Origin of the sequence: Thalassospira sp. MIT121401, assembly GCF_047125595.1 — a bacterium.
Lineage (GTDB): Bacteria > Pseudomonadota > Alphaproteobacteria > Rhodospirillales > Thalassospiraceae > Thalassospira > Thalassospira povalilytica.
In genome coordinates this window covers 324,763-338,769 of the sequence record NZ_CP138926.1, presented here as the reverse complement: position 1 = coordinate 338,769, position 14,007 = coordinate 324,763, and the positions used below count along the sequence as shown (strand labels likewise).

Below are 14,007 nucleotides of genomic sequence, written 5' to 3'. Positions count from 1 at the left end.
TTTATTGCGATGTCGAAACTTATAAGGGATGCGGCGGGAAAGATAAGCATTCCGATCGCATTTCGGTTCGGATTGCTCTTTGCCCGAACGGTGCATCACCCGGACAATTCGGTGGAAAATCAAATCTTTTCCTTGAGAGACCAGACCCGCAAGCTATATCCAGAAACCAGCACCATAGTTCCGTCCTGACAGGAAACCCGCCCGCGTGAGTGATTTCGATTTCAGCGAAAATGAAGTACAGCGCTATGCCCGCCATATCGTCCTTAAGGATGTTGGCGGTACCGGCCAGATGAAGCTTAAGCGCGGGCGTGTCTTGATCGTCGGTGCCGGCGGGCTTGGCTCACCACTTGCGATGTATCTGGCAGCCGCCGGGGTTGGGACCATCGGGATTGTTGATGCCGATACGGTGGAGCTGTCCAACCTTCAGCGCCAGATCGCGCATGGCATGAAGGATCTCGGAACCGCCAAGGTCGATAGTGCAAAATCGACCATGCTTGATATGAACCCGGAAATTACGGTGCATGCCCATAATGACCGCCTTGATGCATCCAATGTAATGGATCTGATTGCCGGTTATGACGTGATTGCCGACGGTTCGGATAATTTCGAGACGCGCTTTTTGCTTAACGATGCCTGCTACCTGGCGGGCAAGACGCTGGTATCGGGGGCGGCACTTCGTTTTGATGGTCAGGTATCGACCTTCAAGGCCCATCTGGGGGCGCCCAATCCGTGCTATCGCTGTATTTATCATGCCCCGCCGCCCGAAGATGCCATCCCGTCCTGTGCACAGGGGGGTGTTCTGGGTTCGGTTGTTGGCATGATTGGCGGCATCCAGGCGACCGAGGTGCTCAAGGAATTGATGGGCATTGGTGACGGTCTTTCCGGGCAACTTTTGATCATCGATGCCCTGTCGGCATCGTTCCGCAAAATCCGGGTGCCGCGCGACCCCGGCTGCCCGACCTGTTCCGAAAATGCGACCATAAAGGATCTTTCAATCCATGAGCACTGAGACGGAAAGCCCGAGAAAACTGTCGCTGGTGATCTTTTCCGGCAGCTTTGAAAAGGTTCATTACGCACTCGTAATGGCGTCGGCGGCTTTGGCGACCGGGCGCGAAGTCACACTGTTCTTTACCATGGATGCCAGCCGGGCGCTTTTGGCGCCATCGGGCTGGCGGCATTTGCGCACCGAGGCCGAAGGTGCGACTGCGACCTCGATCGATCTAAGCTTTTCCACCCGCGGTATTGGCAGCTTTGAAGAGCTTCTGTCGGCCTGTGCGTCGCTTGGCGCGAAATTCATGGTCTGTGAAATGGGCCTGCGCGCACTTGGTTTGGAAAACGACGCCACCCGCGATGAGCTTTCCATCGAAACCGGCGGCGTTGTGACGTTCCTGAACGATGCCAGACAGAATGGCGAGATGCTGTTTATCTGATCTGCTATCCCGGTTGCCTGTTCGTTCCATTGCCGGGCTATGCAGCCTTAACTTGCCAGAAGTTTGATGCCAAGACCGGCAAGGCACAGCCCGACAGCCCGTTCGATCCAGACCTTGATCGCGGCAATCCGGGCCTGCACGGCCGGAAGCGTAAGTGCAACCGCAACCAGCCCAAACCAGCCCATGTGGCAGGCCGCAATATAGATGCCGTATCCGATTTCCTGAAGGATCGGGATGCCAGGTGAAATCACCTGACTGAACAGCGATACGATAAACAGCATTGTTTTCGGATTAAGCGCATTGCAGGCAAAGCCGATCCAGAATGCATTGCGATCAGGGGCGTTCCTGTTTTGATCCGTGCCCGAAGCAGTGCTGACGATGTTAGCGCTAACACCCATTTCTTTCAGGGGTTTACGTCGGGTCACCATGGCGCGGATATCCGGCCACAGGGCCGACATGCCAAGCCAGATAAGATAAGCCGCCCCAAGATAACGCAACGCCGTCAGAACCCAGACATTGCTGGCAAACACCACGCCCAGACCGATCAGGGTATAGGTCAGATGGACGGAAACCCCGCTTCCGATACCGATTGCACATAAAATACCGGCCCGTCTGCCCCGTGACAGGGCGATGCGCGTGACCATGGCAAAGTCCGGCCCCGGGCTGATAACTGCCAGAATGGTGATGATGGCAACGGCAATGATTTCCATTGATGGCAGATGGGGGGATATTTCCGGCATGGTCTGTGATCCTGAAAGCTTAAAGAAACCGATTGATCTGTGAGCTGATTGAGTATCAAACTGGACCCGTTGCCAGAAAATCGAAAAATTCCGGGAAATATTGTGAGTAATATTCACAAAAAACGCAGCCTGCCCCCATTGGCGGCCCTTCCGGCCTTTGAAGCCGCTGCCCGTCATCAAAGTTTTTCACGCGCGGCCGAGGAATTGCACCTGACCCACGGGGCCATCAGCCGGGCGGTGGCCCAGATCGAAGACCGCCTGGGCGTTGATCTGTTTGTGCGGCGTAACCGCCGGGTCTGGCTGACATCGGCGGGCGAGCGGTTGCTGAAGGCAACGACCGGGGCGCTGGACGGTCTTGATCAGGCGATCGAGGATATCCACCGCCACGCCGGAACGTCGCCGATCCTGACGGTGTCGTGCGAGCCAAGTCTTGCCATGCGCTGGCTGATGCCGCGTCTTGGTGATTTCCGGCAAGCCAATCCTGATTTGAATATTGACCTGCGCCTTGCTGGCGGGCCGGTTGATTTGCTTTCCGATGGCTGTGATGTGGCCATTCGCAGGGCCGATTACGGCATTTCCGAAGATTACGTCACCACCCGTCTTTGGGCCGAACTTGCGGGACCGGTATGTGATCCGGATTGCTGGGAAAATATCCTTGATCGCGATTTGTCAAAGGCACGCTGGCTGCATAGTCGCACCCGGCCCGACGCGTGGGATGACTGGAAACGGGCCAGCGGGCTGGATGTGAGCCCGGCAAGCGAACAATATTTCGACCATTTCTTTTTTGCCCTTCAGGCAGCCGTCAACCGGCTGGGCACAGCGATTGGTCCGTTGCCGCTGGTTTGTGATGATCTGGCCGCCGGGCGGCTGATTGCCCCGCACGGGATGGCATCGACCGGATGCGATTATGTTCTGATCACACTTGATCGGCCGGATCGTGACCCGCGCATTGCCCTGTTTTTTGACTGGCTGATGATGATGGCACAGGGGATGGAAAGCCATCTTGGTTCCGGGACTGGGGTGCGAGAACCGGAACATTGATCGAATGTCGGGCGTTCTGGGAGTCCCTGAAACCTTAAAGGCGCCCAGCATGCTGACCGATCTGCCCTATTTCGCGACGGCCGAAAAATATTTCGATATCGGAATTATCGATATGGTGGCGCGTCTGTGTGCGGCCACGGTCATTGGCATGATGATCGGGCTTAACCGGGATGTGAATGGCAAGCCGACCGGGATGCGGACTCTGGCCCTTGTTGCATTGGGGGCGGCTGTCGTTTCAGTGGTGGCGGTTCATTTTCAGGACATGATTGATCATCCCGATGCCCTGTCACGTGTGGTTCAGGGCATTTTGCAGGGCGTTTTGACCGGGATCGGCTTTATCGGTGCCGGTGTGATCTTGCGTCAGCCCAAAAGCATGTCGGTTTCGGGCCTGACAACGGCGGCGACGGTCTGGATAACAGCGGCACTTGGTATTGCCTGTGCACTTGCAGCCTGGCATATCGTGGTGATCGCCACGGTGCTGACCTTTATCGTTCTGATCGTGCTTAAGCCGATCGAGGTGCTTCTGGTCCGGTTGATCGGGGCCGGGGATGCCGAAAACGGTGACAATCCCGAACATCGCAAGGCGCAGGGTTAAAGACCGGTGCCGGGCGCGTTCGATCCCGGATTTGTATTGCAGGGGTTTTGGGTGGGCTAAAAGTCCTCACCCTCGCGGAAGGCAGCCAAATCATCAATCCGCCGATAGGGCAGCAAGGTTTGCAGCTGTTCGACGTCTGATCCGTTCATCAGATCGTGCAGATGGCGGGCAAGGACTTCGCCGACGTGACGCTGGGGCTGGTAATAATAGGCCAGCTTCTGTTTGGACAGCATTCGAAACGGCATCCCGCCAAACCCGACAACCCCGATGCCATCGCGGATGGTATCCATACCAAGTTCCATCAAGGCTTCGAGTGCGCCGATCATGGTCATCTGACTGGCGCACACAATGGCGGTCGCATCATGCTGATCGCCAAAAAGCCGGTTGGTTGCGTCACGTGCAGCCCGCACCGAAACGTCCGAGGGCATCAGAACAAGGCTGTCGGGATCAAGTCCGGCATCGACCATGGCGCGGCGCGCACCGCGTTTGCGATAGCCAAAAAAGGTCAGGTTTTCGGGCGGATCGATCATGGCGATCTTGCGATGGCCGTCTTCGATCAGGCGCGTAATCGCATCATAGGCGGCCTGTTCATCATCGTGATCGACAAAGGCATGTGGCGTCAAAAGTTCTGTCCGGCCAAAACTGACGAATGGAAAATCATGCTGAAGGCAGTATTTGGCGCGCTTGTCCTGAAGCGTGGTGCGTGAAAACACCACCGCATCGGCCATGCGCTGGGTATGGACCTTGCGTACCGGTTCAAGCGGATCTTCGGCACTGGTCTGGGCCAGCACCACCAGCGAATAATGATCAGCTTCAAGCCCCTGTGCCAGACTTTCGACCTGGGCAAGAAAGCCCGGATCGCCGTAATCGCCGACTTCGGGGGAATACAGGATCGAACAGACCTGCATGGTTTTGCCGGTGCGCAGCATGACGCCCCGTGCATCCGGGCGATAGCCGATTTCCGCTGCTGCTGCCTTGACCTTGGCGACCGTGTCGGGTTTGACCTCGGGTCCGTCTTTAAGGGCGCGCGACACAGTTGTAACCGACAGGCCAAGCCGGTCGGCAATCGTGCGCAAGTTGGGGCGAGAAGCAGGCATGTCAGGTCCGTTCTTATGTTCTTTCGGACAATGTAAGCGTCCGCGGCGTCCTATGGCAATGCGTTCTGTGCAATCACGTTGCGCATGAATTCATAGGATGCCTTCGGGGTGCGTTTTTGGGTGGTGTAATCGACATGGACAAGCCCGAACCGCTTTTCATAGCCATAAGCCCATTCGAAATTGTCCAGAAGCGACCAGGGCATGTATCCCTGTACATTGGCACCTTCGGAAACGGCACGCAAAAGCGCGCCAAGATATTCGCGGTAATAGGAAATGCGATCCTGATCATCAATATAGCCGTTATGGCCCGGAATATCGGTAAAGGCACCCCCGTTTTCAGTGACGAAAACCGGCGGATTGCCGTAATTTTCCTGAAGGATTTTCATGGTGCGATAGAAGCAATCCCCGTCAATGGCCCAGCCCATTTCCGTCCTGCGGAAATATTTTGGCGGTTCGGCATGCCGGAACGGCCATGCCTTGCCTTCGGCGGCCTGGATATAGCTTGGGAAATACTGGTTCAGCCCCTGAAAATCGACCTCGGTTCGGATTGCTTCAAGGTCGCCTGCCCGGATATGGGGTTCCATCCGGTCCATGATCAGTTCCGGATAGCGCCCGTAATAAACCGGATCGAGAAACGCGCCATTCCACTTGGCTTCGAAAAGATCGATCAGATGGGCGTCCTGTTCGCGGCGATGGGGCAATGTGTATCCCTTGTGCATCGGCAAAACGAATCCGACCGGGGCCTTCGGATGGTGCTGTTTGATGATGCGTGTGGCGCGCGCATGACAAAGATTAAGATGATGGGTTACCCGCATGGCGGCACGCGGGTCGGTGATGCCCGGCGCATGGCGGCCTTCTTCGTGGCCGACCCAGGCCACCACATTGGGTTCATTGAATGTGACCCAGGCCTTGACCCGGTCGCCCAACCGGCTGACCAGAAGTTCGGTATAGTCGCCAAACCAGTCGACAACATCGCGATTGGTCCAGCCGCCGCGATCCTGAAGCGCCTGCGGAAGGTCCCAGTGATACAGGCACAGCCACGGATCAATTCCGCGTTCAAGCATGCCATCAATCAGGCGGCTGTAAAAATCAATTCCGGCCTCGTTAACCCGGCCGGTGCCATCGGGCAAAACCCGCGGCCACATGACAGAAAAGCGGTAATGTTGCGCGCCCAGCCCCTTGATCAGGTCAAGGTCTTCGGCCCAGCGATGATAATGGTCACAGGCAACACGACCATTGTCGCCATTGGCGACACGCCCCGGTGTGGCACAATAGGTGTCCCAGATGCTGTCGCCGCGTCCGTCATCATCTGCGCCGCCTTCGATCTGATAGCTTGAGGTGGAGACACCCCATCGAAACCCGTCGGGGAATGATTTCGTCATGTTTGCTTCCTTACCCTGATCGGATGTTCTTGTTGAATGCATCCAAAATCGTAACGTTTCGAAAATTTTGGCAAAAAAATATATTCGCCACCTGTTTCCCCTATTATCATTGGGTTTTGTTGATTGACAAGGGTGAATAAAGCGCTTATCAAAAAAAATCGTAACGTTACGATTTTCCGTTTAAGAAGAAGTCGGGCGTGAAGGTATCCATTAGGGAGGAACATCGGTTATGACGAAATTTTCCAAAGTCGCAGCCCTTGCGGCGTTTCTGAGCGCAGGTGTCTCTGCCGGTGCGCTTCATGCCCAGACTGCAGAGGTTCTGCATTGGTGGACATCGGGCAGCGAACAGGCCGCCCTTGCCGAGGTTCGCAAGGTGTTCGAGGCAAGCGGTGGCGAATGGGTCGATACCCCGATTGCCGGGGGTGGCAATGCCCGTGCTGCGGCAGTCAACCGGATGCTTGGTGGTGATCCGGCGGCTGTTTTCCAGTTCTCGATCGGTCAGCAATTGCGTGAATTGGCAGATCAGGGACTGCTTGCCAATGTCGATAAGGTCGCAAGTGAAGAAAACTGGGACCAAAAGCTGCCGCCGCTGATCGTCAAGGCAGCGAAATATGATGGCGACTACATCGCCGCCCCGATCAACATCCATGGCGAAAACTGGATGTTCTATAACAAGGCAGCCCTTGAAAAGGCTGGTGTGGACGTGCCCAAAAGCTGGGATGACTTTGTAGCCGCAGCCCAGAAGCTTAAAGATGCCGGTATTATTCCGATCGGTCTGGGCGGGCAGCCCTGGCAGGAACGCATCATGTTCAACAGTGTGCTTCTGGGCGTTGCCGGTCGCGAGTTTTATGCCAAGCTTTACAGCACGCTTGATGATGATCTGCTGGATTCCGATACCATGCGCAAAGTGTTTGAAACCTTTGCCGCGCTTAAGCCCTTTGTCGATGAAGGAAGCCCGGGCCGCAACTGGAACGAAGCAACCAGCATGGTGATCAAGGGCGATGCTGCGTTCCAGTTCATGGGTGACTGGGCCAAGGGTGAAATCATTGCCGCCGGGATCGAGCCTGGAACCACGGTCGGATGCGCCTTCGCCCCCGCGATCGATACCGCCTATATCATGACCGTTGATGCCTTTGCCTTTTCGGCGATGGATGGCGAGGAAGCCACCCCTGCGCAGGCCAAAATGGCGCATGTGATGCTTGAACCTGATGTGCAGATTGCCTTTAACAAGAAAAAGGGATCCATCCCGGCCCGTCTGGACGTGCCTGCTGACAGTTTTGACAGCTGTGCACAGACTGCGATCAGGACCCTTCAGGACGAAAAGACCCACCTTGTCAGCACCGGACTTTTCGGTGTGCCAAGTGCGGTTTCGGGGGCAATTGATGACAGCATCTCGAATTTCTGGAACAGTACGGATATGAGCCCGGCAGAGGGCCAGGCGCAGTTCCATCAAGCGATCTCCAACGCCAAATAAGGCGAAATTCCAGAGACTTTGCAGGGATGCGCCGCTGCGGGCCGCTTTGTGCGGTGGCAGCGGCGCCTTTACAAAGAAGCGAGTATGTTCATGCCCGATCCGGCACAAGACGTGTTGCATTGTTCCGCGACACCGCAAGATGCGCATCAAAAAGGCAGACGGCGCTGGCGTCCGCAATGGACCGCCAGAATGGCGCTGATCCCTGCCATGGCGATCACGATTTTCTGTTTTTATGGCTTTATCATCTGGACCTTTGTGATTTCGCTGACCCGGTCGCGATTATTGCCGGTCTATAAATTCACCGGATTTGATCAATATGGCCGGCTGTTTGCCAATGAACGCTGGTGGACAGCGATGCAGAATCTGGCGATTCACGGATTTCTGTTTATCGGCGGCTGTATCGTTTTGGGCTATTTGCTGGCGATTTTGATTGATCGCGGTGTGAAGGGAGAAGGCCTGTTTCGTACGGTTTTCATGCTGCCGCTTTCGATGTCATTCATTGTGACCGGTGTCATCTGGCAATGGGTGATGAATCCGGGGCTTGGTCTTCAGGAAGCGGTGCGTGCGCTGGGGTGGGCCGGGTTTGAATTTAACTGGATCGTCCGCCCCGACCGGTCGATTTACACGCTTGCCATTGCCGGGATCTGGCAACAGGTCGGGTTGTGTATGGCGCTGTTTCTGGCCGGTCTGCGCAATATTGATCCCAATATCTGGAAGGCCGCGCGTGTCGACGGCATTCCGGTCTGGCGGGTCTATTTGCACATCATTACCCCGATGATGCGCACCGTGTTCTTCACGGTTTTCATCCTGATGAGTGCGATTGTCATGAAGGCCTTTGACCTTGTGGTCGCCCTGACCGGCGGCGGGCCGGGCTTTTCATCGGATCTTCCAGCCCGTTTCGTTGTCGACCATATTCTGAACCGGCAGGAATTGGGACTGGGGGCGGCGGGCGCATTTGTCCTGCTGTGCACGGTGATTGCCGTGATCGCGCCCTATATCTATTTCGAGCTGCAAAAAGAACGCAGCGGTCGGGGGCATTGAGGATGCGCTATAATCGTCTTGCCCTTTACGGATTGCTTGGCATCGCCGCAATCATGATCCTGTCGCCGGTTTTCATCATGATTTCGACATCGCTGAAATCGATGGATGAAATCCGCAATGGCAGCATCTTTACCCTGCCCGCCGATCCCGGTTTTGCCGCATGGGGAAAGGCATGGTTTGGCGATTGTGCCAAGACGCTGGGGGACACTTGCGGTGGTCTGTCATCGTCATTCATGACGTCGGTCAAAATCGTTATTCCCGCGCTGTTTTTGTCAGTCGGGCTTGGGGCGATTACCGGTTATGCGCTGGCGGCCTGGAAGATGAAGGGCGCCAATGTGATGTTTGCGGCCCTTCTGGTCGGCATGTTCATTCCGCCACAGGTGACACTTTATCCCCTGATTATCATGATCCGGGAATTGGGGATATTTGGCACCATCCCGGGATTGATCCTTGTGCATGTGATCTGGGGTGTTGCCTTTACCACCATGATGTTTCGCAACTTTTTCAAAACCGTCCCCGAGGATTTGCTAAAGGCAGCCCGGATCGACGGGGCGGGATTCTGGCCGCTGTTCTGGCATGTGATGTTGCCCTTGTCGCTGCCGATCCTTGGTGTCGCGATGATTTTGCAATTTACCTATATCTGGAACGATTTCCTGCTGGGCCTGACATTTGGCGGGCGTGCGGGGCAGCCGATGACGGTTGCGCTTAACAACCTTGTCGGATCGCAATTCGGCGAGAAGGAATACAATGTTGATATGGCTGCAACCATGCTGACGGCTTTGCCGACACTTGCGGTTTATCTGCTTTCGGGGCGGATGTTTGTGCGCGGGATTGCTGCTGGTGCGGTGAAAGGGTAACGGGAATGAACGGCGTTGAACTTCGTAATGTAACCAAGGCCTATGCCGGTTTGACGGTGATGGAGAATATCAATCTTCAGATCGCTGACGGTGATTTCCTTGTTCTTCTGGGGCCGTCTGGATGTGGCAAATCGACCTTGCTGAACATGATTGCCGGGCTGGAGCCGACCACAGGTGGCAGCATTCATATCAATGGCCGGGATGTCACCGGGCTGGAACCCGATGAACGCGATATCGCGATGGTGTTTCAGTCCTATGCCCTGTATCCGACCATGTCGGTGCGCCGTAATATCGGCTTTGGATTGAAAATGCGGGGCATGGCCAAGGGCGAGATCGAAAAGCGGGTTGCCGAGGTTGGCGAGCTGTTGCAGATCACCCCGCTTCTGGATCGCAAGCCATCGCAGCTTTCCGGCGGGCAGCAACAGCGTGTGGCGATTGGACGTGCGCTGGTGCGTGAGCCCTCTGTCTTCCTGTTTGACGAGCCGCTTTCAAACCTTGATGCCAAATTGCGTGCTGACATGCGGATTGAACTCAAACGCCTGCATGAACGGCTGGGCCGCACGATTGTTTATGTCACCCATGACCAGATCGAAGCCATGACACTGGCGACCAAGGTCGTGGTGCTTGATAAGGGCAGCATCCAGCAGGTTGATACCCCGGAAAACGTGTATCGGCGTCCGGCAAACCGCTTTGTCGCAAGTTTTGTCGGCGCGCCGACGATGAATTTCATCGATGGCAAGCTGACGTGCGATGGCGATGATGTCGTCTTTGACAGCGGTTCGGGGTGCCTGCCGCTGATCAATGTTCCGGCCGAAATTCGTGATCTGATCGGGCGCCCGATGACTCTGGGCGCGCGTCCCGAACATATGGTGTTTGATGATGCGGGTATTTCATCGCGCGTGCTTTTGGCCGAACCGACCGGGCCGGATCAATATGTCCGTCTTGCGGTTGCCGGTTCGGAACTGACAGCCCGCAGCGGGCCGGAACAGATTTTCAAATCGGGAAGCGATGCCAGAATTCTGGTCGACGGGGCGCGCATGACCCTGTTTGACCCGCAAAGCGGTCAGGCGCTTCTTGGGTCCTGACCGGGCCCGATGGGCCGGGATTTTCCCGGAAATGCCACAGAATCCCTGGGCTGTTTCACGATTGCATCACGTGATGACAGCTTGCAGCGGCGGGGCAGAAATGCTCCGCCGTTTTGCATTGCCGGTTTTAGTCATCAGCGGCGCATCATTGGCTGTGCCAGTGCGCTATCGGAAAATAGCGGGTATTTGCGCGCCGCATCGGGCAGCTGATAATGCCACCATTCATGATCGTAATATTCGAACCCGGCACTGACCATGATGCCCAGCAGCAGCAAACGGTTGGCTTCGGCTTGTTTGGAGATCAGCTCCGAGCCGTGATAGGAGCGGCTATGCATTTCGTCAAACCCTGCCCCCATATCCAGTTCCTTGCCGTTTTGATCAATCAGGGTTAGATCAATGGCCACACCACGACCATGTGGCGATCCGAAATCCGGATTGGCGACGAAATCGGGGTTTGGCGAATGGTTCCAAAGCGCGCGTTGGGCTTCCTGGGGCCGGAATGCATCAAGAATGCGCAGCTTTACCCCCTGACGTTTTGCCATGGCAGCGGCTTTTTTCAGGCAGGCGGCCGCATCCGCGTGAAGATAGCAGGCAGGTCGTGTATAGATTGGTGCCCCGGTGATATTCCGATCCGTGGCATAGACGATATCAATTTCGACATCATATTCTTGTGGCGTAATTTCGACCAGCGCCATCGCCGGAGGCTCCCTGTTCTTGTCGTTCACCGATTACATAAAGAAGATGCTGACTGGACAGTCGCGCTCATCAGATAGCGCAGAAAATGACGCATCGCAAACTTCCTCGCCAGATGCGGAAAAGTCCGGACCGACGATTCTGGCCATTGATACGGCCTCGACATCGCTTTCGACGGCGGTTCTGATCAATGGTGTGGTCAAGGGCGAGCTTTATGAAGATATGGAACGCGGTCAGGCCGAACATCTGATCGGATTCATTGGCGAAACCCTTGATAAGGCCGGTGTTACCTTTGACGATATTGATGGTATTGCGGTCACGGTCGGACCGGGTGCCTTTACCGGCATGCGGATCGGTCTTTCAACGGCACGCGCCCTTGGTCTGGCGCGCAAGATCCCGGTTGTTGGTGTCAGTTCGCTTGAAGCCGTGGCCTATGGCGTGTCCGAACGCGATCAGCAGGGGCGCAACATTCTGGTCGCCCTTGATAGCAAACGAAACGAGATTTTTGCCCAAGCATTTGATGGCAAGAAACGTCCATTGAGTTCACCGGAATGTGTCGCACCGCGCCAGGCGCTTATGATGGCGCCCCCGGGCGATACGCTTCTTGCCGGGGATGCGACCCCGCGTCTTCTGACGGCCGCGGCCCATGCGCCCGATGCCTTTTATGACTGTACCGCGCCCGGTTTGCCGCGCGCGGGCAATGTCGCCAGAATTGCTGCCGAACGGTGGGAACGCGGTGAAAATCTGGCGCCGGTTCCGATGTATCTGCGTGCGCCCGATGCGCGCCGTATCGAAGATCAGGGGCCGCGTAAAAAATAATGGCCCGGCAATCGTCCCAAATCCCGGCAACGCAAATTGAGCTGGTCGCGCTGACGGCGGCCTTTGCACCGGTTGCAGCAGCCCTGCATGCCGAAGGGTTCGAGGATTGCTGGGATGCCGATTCCATTATCCGGTTGCTTGATGTGCCCGGTGCCTTTGGCATTTTGGCCTATGCCCCAGGGGACGAGGCGGAAAACCGTGATGATGTGCCGCTGGGGTTTGTTCTGATCCAGTCGGTGCTTGATGAGGCCGAGATCAACACCATTGTTGTCGCCAAACAGGCCCGCAAATGCGGCGTCGCCCGTAAATTGCTGGCAGCGGTCAGTGACCGGTTGCGTGAAAACGGCATCGGGCGGCTGCTGCTTGAGGTCGCCGAAGACAATTCCCCGGCCATTGCCCTTTATCAGCAAACCGGATTTACCGAGATCGGCCGTCGCAAGAATTACTATCGCCGCAAATCGGGGCGGACATGTGATGCGCTGGTGATGGAACGCAGTCTTGGATATTGCGCACTGGGCTGGGGCGAATAGACAAAATTGTTTTGGACGGCAAATCTATTTTGCCGTCATGCAGTTACGCAAGTTGGACGCATTTTAATCTGGTATATCCACATAAATAGTGTGGTTTTGCGCATCAACCTGTTGTAGTGTAAGCCTGCATTGGAGCTGGCGGTTATGCTATGCCTTGCGGATGGTTAACCGGAAAGTACCAGGTGCATCGGCGATTTCGACCAGATCGATGACTTCGTCACCCATCTCGGTGACCGAGCGCGGAACGTTTTTAAGCGGTTCGCCCGCACCCAGAATGACTTCGAGAACCTGACCCGATGTCATGGTTTCAAGTTTCAGCCGGGTACGAACAAATGTCATCGGGCAGACATCGGATGTGATGTCGATTTTCTGGTCGGGGGTGCTGGTGGCCATGTCTGTCTCCGGGCTTGGTGCGCAAGTGTGAAGTAGCGCCCTTGTACGGCGGTGGCAAGTGGTCACGACCAGAAGCCGGTTTTTGGCGATTTCCGGTGCTTTGGCATTGAGGATCGCGGATTGACGAATTTATCGCGAATTGAACCTTGCGATATGTGGCGGATTTTTCAATATTTAGCCACAGAGAGTAGAGAGCCTAGGGGTAAGTCCTGGCTGGGGACAGGCGGAACCGGAAACGGAAACGAGATAAGACAATGCTTGCAGAATCAACCATCGAGCAGAAATGCGTCGACGCGGGCCTTAAAATGACGGGCCAACGCCGGGTTATCGCCCGTGTGCTGTCAGAGTCCGAAGATCACCCGGACGTAGAACTGGTCTATCGTCGGGCAACCGATATCGATCCCAAGATTTCGATCGCAACCGTGTATCGTACGGTTCGCCTTTTTGAAGAGGCGGATATTCTCGAGAAACATGATTTTGGCGACGGGCGCGCCCGTTACGAGGAGCTGACCGAGGAGCATCACGATCACCTGATCGATATGCGTTCAGGCAATGTGATCGAGTTTTCGAACGAGAAAATCGAAAAGCTTCAGGAAGAGATCGCCAAGGAACTCGGGTACAAACTGGTTGGTCATCGTCTTGAGCTTTATGGTGTTCCTTTGAAAGACGAAAAATAAGTCCGGTTTTCAACCGCACTGCTGATCGACGAAAATCAGGGCCACTTGCTCATTCGGGCAAGTGGCCTTCATATTTTTGTTACGCGTTCTTCACAAACCCTTCACTCGCCCTTCACGCAATTCACGCGCAAAATCCGGGCAGATGAACAAAAG

16 protein-coding genes are annotated in these 14,007 nt (G+C 55.7%); 11 read left to right on the top strand and 5 right to left on the bottom strand.

Annotated elements, in window-relative coordinates:
- Positions 1-205 precede the first annotated feature (205 nt).
- Positions 206-1,009 (top strand): HesA/MoeB/ThiF family protein, encoded by an 804-nt coding sequence (locus SIB88_RS01540; protein WP_114112154.1) that lies wholly within the window; start codon positions 206-208, stop codon positions 1,007-1,009.
- Positions 999-1,430, top strand: coding sequence for a DsrE/DsrF/DrsH-like family protein (locus SIB88_RS01535; RefSeq protein WP_412559152.1), 432 nt, complete (start codon positions 999-1,001; stop codon positions 1,428-1,430). Before SIB88_RS01540 ends, SIB88_RS01535 begins: the two co-directional genes overlap by 11 nt.
- 47 nt (positions 1,431-1,477) lie before the next feature.
- On the opposite strand, the gene SIB88_RS01530 is transcribed toward SIB88_RS01535, so the two are convergent.
- Positions 1,478-2,170, bottom strand: a complete 693-nt coding sequence (locus SIB88_RS01530) for a LysE family translocator (protein ID WP_412559151.1) — start codon at positions 2,168-2,170, stop codon at positions 1,478-1,480.
- A gap of 102 nt (positions 2,171-2,272) precedes the next feature.
- Here SIB88_RS01530 and SIB88_RS01525 point away from each other — a divergent pair, with 102 nt between their 5' ends.
- Both SIB88_RS01525 and SIB88_RS01520 read left to right on the top strand, forming a co-directional pair.
- On the top strand, positions 2,273-3,211 hold the full coding sequence (locus SIB88_RS01525) for a LysR substrate-binding domain-containing protein (protein ID WP_412559150.1): 939 nt from the start codon (positions 2,273-2,275) through the stop codon (positions 3,209-3,211).
- Positions 3,212-3,260: 49 nt separating this feature from the next.
- Entirely contained in the window at positions 3,261-3,806 is a 546-nt protein-coding gene (locus SIB88_RS01520; protein ID WP_101246743.1) for an MgtC/SapB family protein, read from the top strand.
- A 56-nt stretch (positions 3,807-3,862) separates the two neighbouring features.
- Here SIB88_RS01520 and SIB88_RS01515 read toward each other — a convergent pair whose 3' ends face one another.
- On the bottom strand, positions 3,863-4,903 hold the full coding sequence (locus SIB88_RS01515; protein WP_101246744.1) for a LacI family DNA-binding transcriptional regulator: 1,041 nt from the start codon (positions 4,901-4,903) through the stop codon (positions 3,863-3,865).
- Positions 4,904-4,953: 50 nt separating this feature from the next.
- The gene (locus SIB88_RS01510) at positions 4,954-6,285 is read right to left on the bottom strand and encodes a GH1 family beta-glucosidase (protein WP_412559149.1); all 1,332 of its coding nucleotides are present in this window, start codon (positions 6,283-6,285) and stop codon (positions 4,954-4,956) included.
- A 229-nt stretch (positions 6,286-6,514) separates the two neighbouring features.
- Between SIB88_RS01510 and SIB88_RS01505 the strand changes: the two genes are divergently transcribed.
- From SIB88_RS01505 to SIB88_RS01490, 4 genes are all read left to right on the top strand, one after another.
- A complete protein-coding gene (locus SIB88_RS01505; protein WP_412559148.1) occupies positions 6,515-7,759 on the top strand; it encodes an ABC transporter substrate-binding protein in 1,245 nt (414 codons plus the stop codon).
- A gap of 189 nt (positions 7,760-7,948) precedes the next feature.
- On the top strand, positions 7,949-8,800 hold the full coding sequence (locus tag SIB88_RS01500; RefSeq protein ID WP_412559147.1) for a carbohydrate ABC transporter permease: 852 nt from the start codon (positions 7,949-7,951) through the stop codon (positions 8,798-8,800).
- Between the two features lie 2 nt (positions 8,801-8,802).
- Entirely contained in the window at positions 8,803-9,657 is an 855-nt protein-coding gene (locus SIB88_RS01495; protein WP_101246746.1) for a carbohydrate ABC transporter permease, read from the top strand.
- 5 nt (positions 9,658-9,662) lie between these two features.
- A complete protein-coding gene (locus SIB88_RS01490; RefSeq protein ID WP_412559146.1) occupies positions 9,663-10,742 on the top strand; it encodes an ABC transporter ATP-binding protein in 1,080 nt (359 codons plus the stop codon).
- A 134-nt stretch (positions 10,743-10,876) separates the two neighbouring features.
- On the opposite strand, the gene ddpX is transcribed toward SIB88_RS01490, so the two are convergent.
- Positions 10,877-11,437, bottom strand: a complete 561-nt coding sequence (ddpX, locus tag SIB88_RS01485) for a D-alanyl-D-alanine dipeptidase (protein ID WP_101246748.1) — start codon at positions 11,435-11,437, stop codon at positions 10,877-10,879.
- A gap of 46 nt (positions 11,438-11,483) precedes the next feature.
- Between ddpX and tsaB the strand changes: the two genes are divergently transcribed.
- Both tsaB and rimI read left to right on the top strand, forming a co-directional pair.
- Positions 11,484-12,254, top strand: a complete 771-nt coding sequence (tsaB, locus tag SIB88_RS01480) for a tRNA (adenosine(37)-N6)-threonylcarbamoyltransferase complex dimerization subunit type 1 TsaB (protein ID WP_228194922.1) — start codon at positions 11,484-11,486, stop codon at positions 12,252-12,254.
- The gene (gene rimI / locus SIB88_RS01475) at positions 12,254-12,784 is read left to right on the top strand and encodes a ribosomal protein S18-alanine N-acetyltransferase (protein ID WP_412559145.1); all 531 of its coding nucleotides are present in this window, start codon (positions 12,254-12,256) and stop codon (positions 12,782-12,784) included. Before tsaB ends, rimI begins: the two co-directional genes overlap by 1 nt.
- Before the next feature lie 147 nt (positions 12,785-12,931).
- Here the strand turns inward: rimI and SIB88_RS01470 are convergent, their stop codons facing one another.
- Positions 12,932-13,177, bottom strand: coding sequence for a sulfurtransferase TusA family protein (locus SIB88_RS01470; RefSeq protein WP_101246751.1), 246 nt, complete (start codon positions 13,175-13,177; stop codon positions 12,932-12,934).
- 254 nt (positions 13,178-13,431) lie between these two features.
- On the opposite strand from SIB88_RS01470, the gene SIB88_RS01465 reads away from it, so the two are divergent.
- The gene (locus tag SIB88_RS01465) at positions 13,432-13,854 is read left to right on the top strand and encodes a Fur family transcriptional regulator (RefSeq protein WP_101246752.1); all 423 of its coding nucleotides are present in this window, start codon (positions 13,432-13,434) and stop codon (positions 13,852-13,854) included.
- Positions 13,855-14,007: the final 153 nt, after the last annotated feature.

Coding starts and splice junctions, on each gene's coding strand:
- tsaB (WP_228194922.1), top strand. CDS start 11,484: ATGCTGACTGGACAGTCGCGCTCATCAGATAGCGCAGAAAATGACGCA.
- SIB88_RS01495 (WP_101246746.1), top strand. CDS start 8,803: ATGCGCTATAATCGTCTTGCCCTTTACGGATTGCTTGGCATCGCCGCA.
- SIB88_RS01530 (WP_412559151.1), bottom strand. CDS start 2,170: ATGCCGGAAATATCCCCCCATCTGCCATCAATGGAAATCATTGCCGTT.
- SIB88_RS01490 (WP_412559146.1), top strand. CDS start 9,663: ATGAACGGCGTTGAACTTCGTAATGTAACCAAGGCCTATGCCGGTTTG.
- SIB88_RS01535 (WP_412559152.1), top strand. CDS start 999: ATGAGCACTGAGACGGAAAGCCCGAGAAAACTGTCGCTGGTGATCTTT.
- SIB88_RS01470 (WP_101246751.1), bottom strand. CDS start 13,177: ATGGCCACCAGCACCCCCGACCAGAAAATCGACATCACATCCGATGTC.
- SIB88_RS01465 (WP_101246752.1), top strand. CDS start 13,432: ATGCTTGCAGAATCAACCATCGAGCAGAAATGCGTCGACGCGGGCCTT.
- rimI (WP_412559145.1), top strand. CDS start 12,254: ATGGCCCGGCAATCGTCCCAAATCCCGGCAACGCAAATTGAGCTGGTC.
- SIB88_RS01505 (WP_412559148.1), top strand. CDS start 6,515: ATGACGAAATTTTCCAAAGTCGCAGCCCTTGCGGCGTTTCTGAGCGCA.
- SIB88_RS01520 (WP_101246743.1), top strand. CDS start 3,261: ATGCTGACCGATCTGCCCTATTTCGCGACGGCCGAAAAATATTTCGAT.
- SIB88_RS01500 (WP_412559147.1), top strand. CDS start 7,949: ATGGCGCTGATCCCTGCCATGGCGATCACGATTTTCTGTTTTTATGGC.
- SIB88_RS01510 (WP_412559149.1), bottom strand. CDS start 6,285: ATGACGAAATCATTCCCCGACGGGTTTCGATGGGGTGTCTCCACCTCA.
- SIB88_RS01515 (WP_101246744.1), bottom strand. CDS start 4,903: ATGCCTGCTTCTCGCCCCAACTTGCGCACGATTGCCGACCGGCTTGGC.
- ddpX (WP_101246748.1), bottom strand. CDS start 11,437: ATGGCGCTGGTCGAAATTACGCCACAAGAATATGATGTCGAAATTGAT.